This window comes from Aliiglaciecola sp. M165 (assembly GCF_007197995.1).
Lineage (GTDB): Bacteria > Pseudomonadota > Gammaproteobacteria > Enterobacterales > Alteromonadaceae > Aliiglaciecola.
On the sequence record NZ_VKKH01000006.1, the window covers coordinates 274,667 to 286,172 of the forward strand.

Consider the following 11,506-nt stretch of genomic DNA (forward strand, 5'->3'; position numbering starts at 1 on the left):
TTGATGAAAAAACCGCCGTTGTTGTTCTTATGTCATCGCATCCCTTTCCCGCCGAATAAAGGCGATAAAATTCGCTCTTTCAACATGTTAAAAGTTCTAAGTGAACATTTCGAAGTGTATCTCGGCAGTTTTGTTGATGATCCCTACGATTGGCAATTTACTGCAAAGTTGGATGATTACTGTCAAGAAGTATATTTACTCAATCAAAATAAGCTGTTCAGCAAGCTTAAGGGGTTGCGAGCATTCATTTCTGGCAGGTCAATTTCAGAAAAATACTATCAGCATCGCAAAATGCAGCGTTGGGTAGATAAAACGCTCGCAGACAAAAATATTGAAAATGTATTTATTTACTCTTCGGTAATGGCATTGTTCACACAAAAGCACATCGAGAATATTCATCAGGTAGTTGACTTTGTTGACGTTGACTCGGATAAGTGGCGGCAATACGCGTTAAGCAAAAGTGGCATAAGCAAATGGGTTTATGCCAGGGAGCATATAAAACTCCAGCAATTTGAAAATAAAGTCGCGAATCAATCTGTTCATTCTATTTTTGTTTCTGGCCCTGAGGGCGAGCTGTTTAAACAGCAAATCCCTGACCCATTGCATTCCCGGGTGATTGGATTACTTAACGGCGTCGACGTAGAATATTTTGATCCTGAAGCCAAATTATCTGCGTCTGAGTTGCCTGAAATTGACGTCGTGTTTACTGGGGCTATGGATTATTGGGCAAATGTTGATGCCGTATTGTGGTTTGCAAAATATGTATGGCCGACAGTACGCGAAAAGCTACCTGAGGCAACGTTTTGCGTTGTCGGTGGTAATCCGACTGCACAAGTCAACGCACTTCACGGTAAGCATGGTATTACAGTGACTGGCCGGGTGGAAGATGTAAGAACTTACATTAAGCAGGGTAAGGTTTCTGTAGCACCACTACAGATCGCAAGGGGTATTCAAAACAAAGTTTTAGAGGCAATGGCCATGGCAAAACCTGTGGTTGCAACATCAATGGCCATTGAAGGCATTGATGCGCGTACTGACTCGATTGATATTTGTGATAGCGCCCAAGATTATGCTGATCATGTTTGTAAACGAATAGAAAACGTTGTGCGATCGGCAAACAACAGGGAATGGATTTTAAATAACGTAAGATGGTCGGAAACCATGGGTAGCCTACCCAGATTATTTAGGATGGATGCATGACATTTTTGAGAAGTAGTATATTTAAATATCTTGTTGGGCTTTTCGTGGTTTGGGGTGCTGTTTTTTACAACAGTATCGCTTCGGCAGTGGAGATTTGGTATAGGTCCGAAACCTTTGCACATTGTTTTATCATTCTGCCAATTTGCATCTACCTTATTAAGCTTAAGTGGGCTGCACTTAACAATGCGACGCTAAAGCCATCATACATCGCGCTCGTTTTTGTCGCAGGTACACTATTAATCTGGCTGTTTGGCAGCATGGCGCAGGTCAAGGTCATTGAGCAGTACGCCGCCTTTGCCATGTTGCCCATGCTAATTTGGACAGTGATGGGCAACCAGGTGGCAAGAATTTTACTTTTCGCTTCGTTTTTCTGGTTGTTTAGCGTCCCTGCAGGTGAGTTTTTAATTCCCCAGTTACAAGAACTTACTGCTGACATTACTGTGTTAGCCATTGAGTTAACTGGCATACCTGTGTATCGCGAAGGGCTTTATATTGCAATCCCCAATGGCTTGTTCGAAGTGGCTGTAGCCTGTTCAGGTATCCGCTATTTAATTGCATCGTTTACGCTCGGAACCTTGTTTGCTTATTTAAACTACAACAAGTTGAACAAACGCCTGATTTTCATTGCTTTTTCAATTGTCCTTCCGCTTCTAGCCAACGGTATTAGGGCTTACGGTATTGTAATGATCGCTTATTTGTCAGACATGAAGTATGCCACAGGTGTTGATCATTTGGTGTATGGATGGCTGTTCTTTGGCGTCGTTATCTTGATCATGTTCACCGTCGGTGGAAAATGGGCAGACCCTTTGCCGGAAAAAGAAATCTCAAGCAATCCAACTGGACCGAAAACCCCAGTGAATGAAATGCTCAAAGCTTTTTCCTTGATGGCAGCAGTTATTGCTGGTGCGTATATCTACAAAGTCGCTTTCGAAAATGTAGTGAGTGACGTTCAACCCAACATTTCATCGATATTCTCCGCGGGTAAACCCATCGAAGACCAAAGCTGGTTGCCTAATTACCGCAATGCGTCAGATGAACTTAGCGGTCATGATAGTGGCTTTGACTACTATTACGCTTATTACAATGCAAATCTGGAGGGCCAGGAATTAATTAATGCGGTTAATTCGCTCTACAATATTGAGAATTGGTCAATTGTTAAAGATGACCGCAATGAACGTTACAGGGTAATTGAAATAACCGATGTGGTGGGGAACAGGCGATTGCTCGCTTATTCCTATGTGACCCCTTGGCACATGACCCACAAAGCCCTGGAAATCAAGTTGGTGCAGGCGATACAAGCCATTCTGGGACAGCCACAAAATGGCTTTGTATTATTTATTTCCAAGCAACTTGAAAATGAAAAAGTTGATCGACAAGCCCTGGAGCAATCAGCGGATAAGCTATTTTCAGAAAAACTGAAGGCACTCGTGAATGACTAAGAATGTCAAACACGTTATGCATGTGGTGCATCGTTTTGATACCGGTGGCCTTGAAAATGGTGTGGTTAATTTGATTAATACACTTGATCCAAGTGAATACCGACATACTATTGTTGCGCTGACGGGTTATTCGGAAGCATTCTGCGCACGGGTGAAAACAAACAACGTTGAATATTTCCATTTAGAGAAAAAAGAAGGTAACGACGTACGCATATTTTTTCGTTTACGTAAGTTGATTAAACGGTTAAAACCCGACGTATTACATACGCGCAATACTGCAACTATCGAGACCCAATTGGTGGGCTGGTGGTGCAGAGTGCCACTGAGGATCCACGGCGAGCATGGCTGGGATATCAATGATATGCACGGTCAAAATAGAAAGTATCAAATGTTGCGACGCTTTATGAGTCATTATATCCACAAATATGTGGCACTCTCGACCGAAGCATTAGCCTATCTGCAATCGACCATTAATATCGCTTCTCAACGGATCCATCATATTTGCAATGGTGTCGACATCGTAAAGTTCGCACCCAGATCTCATGAACCCGAATTATTTCCTAAGGGGTTTCACGCACCTGACACTATCATATTTGGCACAGTGGGGCGGCTGGCAACAGTAAAGAACCAAGGGTTACTGTTGGATGCGTTTATTTGGCTGTTAGGTGGAGAAAGCGGCATTACGGAATCTGATAAAGCTCGACTGCGTTTGATCATCGTTGGTGATGGTGAGCTAATGGCCTCTCTAGTTGAACGAGCAGAGCAAGCAGGCGTTAGCGATTATGTTTGGTTTGCGGGTAATCGATCAGATATTCCAGCTTTGATGAATAGTTTGGATGTATTTGTTCTTCCCTCACTTGCTGAAGGGATCTCAAATACGATTCTCGAAGCTTCCGCAAGCGGGTTACCAGTCATTGCGACAAATGTTGGCGGTAACCCTGAGTTGCTTGAAGCTTCTTTAAAAGCTACTCACCTTGTAAATGTGAATGACACTAAAGAGATGGCAAACGCCATGAAACAGTACGTTGTTGAACCACAATTAAAACAAATCAACAGTAATCTTGTTCGCGAGCATTGCGTGAAAAACTTCAGTATAGATACAATGGTGGATAAATATCATCAGCTGTATCAAAGTACGAACCACTAAGGACCCAAAAACATGTGTGGCATTGCAGGCATATTTCATTTATCTGAGCAAAAACAAATTGATGCGGATTTAATCGCACAGATGAATGATCGACAAATACATCGAGGTCCAGACGCTGGCGATTATTTTTTCGACCCGGGTGTAGCGCTGGCACATAGGCGTCTATCTATCATCGACCTTGAGGGCAGCCCTCAGCCAATGCTTAGCGCCGATAAGCGTGCTTGTGTTGTGTTTAATGGTGAGATATACAATTTTAAAGAGTTGCACAAAGAACTTTCTGAAAATGGTTACACATTCAACACTCACGGGGATACCGAAACCATCCTCAATGCTTGGTTAGAATGGGGCGAAGACTGCGTGCACAAGTTAAGAGGAATGTTTGCCTTTGCTATTTGGGATCGGGAAAAAGAGTGCTTGTTTATGGCTCGCGATCGCATGGGTATCAAACCATTTTTCTATACATTGATGGACAATGGAGAGTTTGTTTTTGGCTCCGAACTAAAAGTCATTACTGCACACCCTCAGTTCGATAAACAGCTTCGTGACTCGACCATAGAAGACTATTTCACCTTTGGCTATGTTCCTGAGCCCTTTACCATTTATCAACATGCGTTCAAATTAGCGCCTGGGCATAAATTGACATTGCAAAAAGGCATGAAAAGCCTACCTGAGCCTGTTGAATATTGGGATGTGCCTGTCCATTACGAGACAGAAATGGAGCAAAGAGAAATTGATGAGCAGCTTGTTGAGCGTTTAAAAGAAGCTGTAGATATTCGTATGGTCGCCGACGTACCTCTGGGTGCGTTTTTGTCGGGTGGGGTAGATTCAAGCGCTGTTGTGGCCATGATGTCACAGTTGCAAGACGATCCGGTGAATACCTGTGCAATCGGTTTTGATGTTAAAGAATTCAATGAAACTGAATTTGCCCAAATGGTTGCCGATCGTTACAAGACTAATCACAGAGTAGAGACTGTCAGCCAAAATGACTTTGATTTGATCGATCATCTTGCGCACTTATACGATGAACCCTACGCTGACAGCTCGGCCATTCCGACGTTCCGTGTGTGTGAATTGGCACGAAAACATGTCACCGTGGCACTTTCAGGCGATGGTGGTGATGAGTTGTTCGCCGGATATCGTCGTTACAAGATGCATCAAGCAGAAGAGCGGGTCAGGCGCACTTTGCCCTTAGGATTGCGTAAACCTTTATTTGGACCACTCGGTCGCATATATCCAAAGATGGACTGGGCGCCGAAGTTTTTGCGAGCCAAAACCACCTTTCAGTCGATGGCCATGGACACCGTGCAAGGTTATCACAACTCAATGTCTATCTTACGGGCAGACGAGCGGGCAAAATTGTTTTCCAAAGAATTCCAAACCGGCCTAAACGGCTATTCGTCTTTAGAAGTTTTTCGGAAATACGGAGACAAGGTTCAGCATTTAGACCCGGTTAAGATTGCCCAGTATATCGATTTAAAAACCTATTTGGTGGGTGACATACTGACTAAAGTCGACCGAGCATCCATGGCACACTCACTTGAAGTGCGTGTACCATTCATCGATCACAAATATGTCGAGTGGGCATTCAATGTACCTTCTTCACACAATGTCGAAAAAGGCATAGGCAAATATTCGCTTAAAAAAGCGTTGGAGCCACATTTGCCGGACGATGTGTTGTATCGCAAGAAAATGGGCTTTGCAGTACCCCTGGCTAATTGGTTCCGTGGTCCACTTAAAGACAGGTTGTTCGATGGGATTCTGTCCAATCAAATGACCTCCAGTGGTTACTTTAGCCAAAAGCAGCTCAAGACGCTGATTGATGATCATTTAAGTGGTAGACGGGATAACAGCGCGCCTTTATGGACATTAATGATGTTCGAGTCATTCTTACGTCAACAGAAGGCAGCATAATTGTGAAAATTCTGCATGTCTTAGATCATTCAATACCGCTGCACAGCGGTTACACATTCAGAACACGCAGTATTCTCAATCAGCAGCGCGCACGTGGGTGGGAAACCTGCCATGTCACCAGCGCCAAACAAGGCCAATGTGAGAATGCCGTTGAAGAAGTTGATGGGCTAACTTTTTATCGCACGCCGGTGCCAAAAGGTTTAAGCATGAAAATGCCAGTGTTAAACCAAATGGCATTGGTGAATCCGTTAAGAGATCGGATCCTTGAGGCGATAGAGGAGCACAAACCAGATGTTTTGCATGCGCACTCTCCGGCACTAAATGGCTTAGCAGCCCTCAAAGCGGGTAAAAAAGCAGGTATCCCAGTTGTGTATGAGATCCGCGCTTTTTGGGAAGACGCAGCCGTCGATCATGGCACCTGCAAAGAAGGCGATTTGCGCTACCGGCTTACCCGCAAACTGGAATCCTTTGTGGTGAATCGGGCAGACGCGGTGACAACGATTTGTGAAGGGTTAAGACAAGATTTATTGGGCCGTAATGTCCCGCAAAGCAAAATTACCGTCATTCCAAATGCAGTGAATATCGAGCAGTTCGAAGTCATCACTGAAAAAAACCAAGAGCTTCTGAAGCAATACAACTTAGAAGACAAAGTCGTATTGGGTTTCCTGGGCTCTTTTTACGGTTACGAAGGTCTGGATTTGATCATCAAAGCACTGCCAGAAATTATCAAATCCATACCCAATGCAATGTTTCTTCTCGTTGGAGGTGGCCCTCAGGAAAGCAACCTGAAAATGCTCATTGCAGAATTGGGTCTTGAACACCATGTCATTATGCCAGGCCGAGTACCACACGCTGAGGTAGGCAAATATTACAGCTTAGTTGATTTGTTGGTGTACCCACGCAAACCCATGCGTTTAACCGAATTAGTCACGCCACTTAAGCCATTAGAAGCCATGGCGCAGGGCAAATTAGTTTTAGCCTCGGACGTGGGTGGGCACAAAGAGTTGATAGAACATGGCAAAACGGGTTGGTTGTTTGAAAGTGGTAATATTGACGCTTTAGCTCGCTCAGCCGTAGATGTCTTGTCACAGCCCGATAGTTGGCCCCAGACCATCATCAATGGACGGGAGTTTGTCACCCAAATACGCAATTGGAAAAACTCTGTGGCAAATTATCAATCTATATACGAGTCTTTAACCCATGCAAAATAGCCTTCGAGGATTAAGCGTTTTATTGGTGGGGCCTATTCCTCCACCCGCGGGTGGCATGGCAAACCAGACTCGTCAACTGCGTCAACTGCTTCAAAGCTCCGGAGCCTATGTTGAACTGGTAGCCGTTAACAAACCGTATTCGCCTCAGTTTATTGGTCGTATTCCTTTTCTTCGCGCGTTTTTCCGTCTCGTACCTTACATCTTTAACTTGTTCAAACACACCTCAAAAGCCGATGTTGTGCACATTATGGCCAATTCGGGGTGGTCGTGGCATCTCTTCGCGACACCTGCGATTTGGGTGGCATTTCTATTGCGAACGCCTGTGGTGGTAAATTATCGAGGCGGTCACGCAGAGCCGTTCTTTGAGCGTTCGTGGCCAATTGTTAAGCTGTCAATTGACCGAGCATCACACGTTATTGTGCCGTCCGATTATCTAAAGGAAGTGTTTGGCAAATATGATAAGCGTGCTGATGTAGTGCCGAATATCCTGAATAACGAAGTATTTTTCCCTAAGGAACATCTTGGCGACGTTGATACTGAATCTGGTCCAGTATTGCTGGTTACACGAAACTTAGAGCCAATTTATGATATTCCCACCGCTCTACGTTGTTTACGCAGAGTCATGGAAAAATACCCCAACGCCAAGCTTTTAGTGGCTGGCAGCGGGCCCGAATATGAAGCGTTAAACAAATTAGCCCGGCAACTTAGCATTGTAAATAATGTGGAATTTCTTGGTCGCCTCGATAGTAATCGCATTGCCGAGTTGTATCGTGAAGCGGATGTACTGCTCAACCCTAGCACGGTCGACAATAGTCCTAATTCAGTCATTGAAGCCTTGGCAAGCGGTCTTGCTGTGGTGACTACAAATGTCGGTGGCATCCCTAAACTGGTGGAGAATGACCATGATGCGATGATGATCCCGCCAGGACAACCCGATTTGATGGCAAAGAAAGTCATCCAGGTTATGGATGATAAAATTAAGCGCATGGCACTAATTGTCAATGGCCTGGAAAAAGTCCAACGATTCTACTGGTCGAACGTCAGCCAACGTTTAATGGACGCTTATGTTTTTGCCGGAAAAGGCAAATAAAAGGGGATTGTGGTGTCACTTTATAGCAAAGTTGTTTCTTCGTTGTTATTCCCACTTCACGAGAAGCTGAAAAAGCACGATACCGTGTCAATCCGCAAAAAGCTGGAAAAAAGCCAGTGGCAATCACCCGAACAGCTTGTTGAAGCCCAACAACTTAGGTTGCAGACGTTCATCAAAACAATAACAGAGCATGTGCCTTTTTATCGCGACTTGTTTGCGCAAAAACAGCTTGCGCCGCAAGATGTAAAAACCGTTGCTGATCTCAGCAAGTTGCCTTTCCTTGACAAAGCGACGATTGCGGCCAATTTTGAAGCGTTAAAATCTGATATTGCAGGTCCATTAAGTCGCTTTAATACCGGCGGTTCTAGCGGACAACCACTGATTTTTTTATTAGGGAACGAACGTGTTTCTTATGATGTAGCAGAAAAATGGCGCGCGACACGTTGGTGGGACGTCGATATCGGCGACAAAGAAATTGTCGCTTGGGGTTCACCAATTGAGCTAGGTGCTCAAGATAAAGTGCGTTTGATCCGCGATAAATTATTCCGTTCAGAATTAATTGCCGCGTTTGATCTCACTCCGGAAAAGATCTTGGCGTTCATTGAACAAATCCGTCAAACCAAACCTGCCATGCTGTTTGGTTACCCTTCAGTGTTTGATTTGTTAGCGAAAACCGCTGAAAAGCAAGGTATCAAGATGAACGATTTGGGCATCAAAGTCGCTTTTGTTACCTCGGAACGATTGTATCCGTATCAAAGAGAGAACATTGAACGAATATTTGGCTGTCCAGTTGCTAACGGTTATGGCGGAAGAGATGCCGGTTTTATTGCCCACCAATGCCCACAAGGTGGAATGCACTTATCATTTGAAGATATTGTGGTTGAAATCATTGATAGAGAAGGCAACCCTCTACCACCTGGACAATCGGGTGAAATTGTCGTCACTCATTTAGGTACATCTGAATTTCCTTTTGTTCGCTACCGTACTGGGGATATCGCAGTGATGTCAGACAAACAGTGTGCCTGTGGGCGGGGACTGCCTATGTTGGAATCCATTGAAGGGCGCAGCACAGACTTTGTGGTCGCCGCCGACGGCACCATACTTCACGGTTTGTCTTTAATTTATATTTTACGCGACATGGAAACCGTCGATGCTTTCAAAATTGTGCAAGAAAGCAAGACATTGACCCGCGTACAGGTGGTTTCTAAAACGGGCAGTGTTGATCAGCAAATGCGTGATACAATTAGCCAAGGGTTTAAAGCACGATTGGGCAATGACGTGGAAATTGAGATTGAATCTGTGGATGACATTGCCCCTGAGAAGTCGGGTAAATATCGGTATGTCATTAGCAAGGTCGACATAACATGATTGACAGTTTATATCTGCTAGCAGACGTCATAGCACTTTATGTTTTGTTTCAGTGGTCTTCGAATCAGGAGGAAGACGAATGAGTCGCGACCTGATCCTTGTCGGATTGCTGTTTATGGCAATCTATTTCAGTATCAAGCGCCCCTATATTGGGGTGGCTGCTTGGGTGTGGATTGCACTGACCGCACCGGCAAAATGGGCTTTTGGGTTTTCCAATGATTTCCGCCTTAACTTGACAATTGTTGTCGTGGCGGCGCTTTCTTATGTGTTTGTTCAAAAAAACAAACATTGGCGCATGAATAGCCTGAGCTTTCTGGTGATACTGTTTTGGATCTGGACGCTCATATCAACCGCCACCAACCAAACCTCATTTTCGTTTTACGTCTGGGATTACTGGAACCAATTTACCAAGGTTCTATTGCTCTACATTTTTGTGACGCTGTGTATTACTAAACGCTTGCATATAGATACCTTAATCTGGGCGATTGTGCTGTCTATTTCCTCTTACGCGGCGATGGAAGCGGTGAAATTTATCTTATCCGGTGGTGGACATAGAATTGTTGGTAAAGCAGGAATTATTCAAGACAGGAATGACTTGGCCGTGGCCATTAATATGTGCATTCCTATGATCCTTTACCTCATCTCAATCACAGAGAACTTCTGGTTGAAGCGCGGTTTAAAAATTCTGTTTTTGATGAATATCTTAGCGATCATTGGTACCTATTCCCGCGGTGGCTTTATCGGTTTGTGTATTTTGTTTATCGCATTTTGGTGGACGTCAAAACGCAAAGTTCTCTATGCCGTGTTAGCCGCGATAGTCATTCCGTTATTTTTTGCATTTGCCCCCGGAGAATGGAAAGAAAGGCAAAACACCGTTTCTACCGCAGCGGCGCAAGATGGTTCCTTTATCGGACGATTGTGGGCGTGGAAAATATCTACTTTGATCGCAATGGACTACCCCTTGACCGGAGGCGGATTCCACGCTGTTAAAGATGGGCCATTATGGCGATATTACGCGCCGATGACGCCCAATTTTGGGCCAATTCAAACACCGCAGATCCCCAAAGAGCTTAAACCCAAAGCTGCGCACAATATTTATATGCAAGTGTTGGGTGATCATGGGTTTGGCGGATTATTCATTTTCTTAATGATCCTATTGGGTACGATAAGGCTGAATTTAAAAAATAAACGATGGGGGCTAGAGAACGATCAGCAGTGGTTGGTTAATTTGAGCCGCGCGCTCAACTTGTCCTTGGTGGGCTATTGTATTACTGGTGGTAATGTAAGTTTGGCTTACTTTGATTTGTTCTATACCATAGTGGGCGTGGTATGCAGTATTCAGATACATATAGTCACTAAAAAGTACAAACAGAAAGTAAAAAGTCCTCTGGCAGATGCACAAGCCGATGCGAGAAGACAAAAAGAACATTCTTATGGGTAGTAATATGTTGAGTATAAGACAATTCTTGAAAATCGTTGGCGTATTGTTGCCCGCTTTGCTTTTATCAAGCGAAGCTTTTGCCAACTCCAAGTGTATGGAACTTAAGTGGCGAAGGGGCAAGCCATGGGACTATTTTTCTGCAGAAACCCGCGCATCGACAGGTACCTATCAAGGTGGTTTGTTATATTTGGTGGAGTCAGCGCATTTCACTAAAAGTGTTCGTCGTCTAAATGGCGGTAAAACAGGCAAGCAACCCCAAGATTTATTGTTTGTGCTGACTTCTATTCCGAATCATCCTGTTGCGCTGGACGCTTACGCCCGCTACGAGCATCTTTGGAATACGTCTAGAGCCTTTAAAGAAAATAAAGAGAATATCGAACCTGTTCACTCGGCTGGATGTTTTTTTGAACGGGCAGCACGAGTTTTTCCCAATCGTCCATATACCTATCTTACCTGGGGGATTTACTTTCATCGTTTAGGCGAATATGAATCAGCTGTGGAGAAGTTTCTGCAAGCCGACAAGCTAATGCCAGATTCATCAGAAACCAAATATAATATAGGTTTGGCTTACGTCGAGTTAAAGGATCTAGCCAATGCTAAGTTATACGCAGAGCAGGCCTACAAGCTAGGTTATCCTCTGCAAGGATTAAAAAACAAAATTGCTGAACTTGAAAAAGCATTAAACAACTAGGAGTCATT

9 protein-coding genes are annotated in these 11,506 nt (G+C 44.2%); all 9 read left to right on the top strand.

Annotated features, from left to right (window positions below):
- Positions 1 to 3 precede the first annotated feature (3 nt).
- Positions 4 to 1,200 (top strand): TIGR03087 family PEP-CTERM/XrtA system glycosyltransferase, encoded by a 1,197-nt coding sequence (locus FM019_RS13070; RefSeq protein ID WP_143836383.1) that lies wholly within the window; start codon positions 4 to 6, stop codon positions 1,198 to 1,200.
- Entirely contained in the window at positions 1,197 to 2,639 is a 1,443-nt protein-coding gene (gene xrtA, locus FM019_RS13075; RefSeq protein ID WP_143836384.1) for an exosortase A, read from the top strand. The genes FM019_RS13070 and xrtA overlap by 4 nt, the downstream gene beginning before the upstream one ends.
- Positions 2,632 to 3,786, top strand: coding sequence for a TIGR03088 family PEP-CTERM/XrtA system glycosyltransferase (locus FM019_RS13080; protein ID WP_143836385.1), 1,155 nt, complete (start codon positions 2,632 to 2,634; stop codon positions 3,784 to 3,786). The genes xrtA and FM019_RS13080 overlap by 8 nt, the downstream gene beginning before the upstream one ends.
- Positions 3,787 to 3,798: 12 nt before the next feature.
- Positions 3,799 to 5,697 (top strand): XrtA/PEP-CTERM system amidotransferase, encoded by a 1,899-nt coding sequence (locus tag FM019_RS13085; RefSeq protein WP_143836386.1) that lies wholly within the window; start codon positions 3,799 to 3,801, stop codon positions 5,695 to 5,697.
- A 2-nt stretch (positions 5,698 to 5,699) separates the two neighbouring features.
- Positions 5,700 to 6,908 carry a TIGR04063 family PEP-CTERM/XrtA system glycosyltransferase gene (locus FM019_RS13090; protein WP_143836387.1) on the top strand — a complete coding sequence of 403 codons (1,209 nt, stop codon included), beginning with the start codon at positions 5,700 to 5,702 and terminating at the stop codon, positions 6,906 to 6,908.
- The gene (locus FM019_RS13095; protein WP_143836388.1) at positions 6,898 to 7,998 is read left to right on the top strand and encodes a glycosyltransferase family 4 protein; all 1,101 of its coding nucleotides are present in this window, start codon (positions 6,898 to 6,900) and stop codon (positions 7,996 to 7,998) included. The genes FM019_RS13090 and FM019_RS13095 overlap by 11 nt, the downstream gene beginning before the upstream one ends.
- Positions 7,999 to 8,010: 12 nt before the next feature.
- Positions 8,011 to 9,366 (top strand): phenylacetate--CoA ligase family protein, encoded by a 1,356-nt coding sequence (locus FM019_RS13100; protein ID WP_260681622.1) that lies wholly within the window; start codon positions 8,011 to 8,013, stop codon positions 9,364 to 9,366.
- 79 nt (positions 9,367 to 9,445) lie between these two features.
- The gene (locus FM019_RS13105; RefSeq protein WP_143836390.1) at positions 9,446 to 10,807 is read left to right on the top strand and encodes a putative O-glycosylation ligase, exosortase A system-associated; all 1,362 of its coding nucleotides are present in this window, start codon (positions 9,446 to 9,448) and stop codon (positions 10,805 to 10,807) included.
- Between the two features lie 4 nt (positions 10,808 to 10,811).
- Positions 10,812 to 11,498: a tetratricopeptide repeat protein gene (locus tag FM019_RS13110; protein WP_143836391.1), complete on the top strand. Its 687-nt coding sequence runs from the start codon at positions 10,812 to 10,814 to the stop codon at positions 11,496 to 11,498.
- The last annotated feature ends 8 nt before the right edge of the window (positions 11,499 to 11,506 follow it).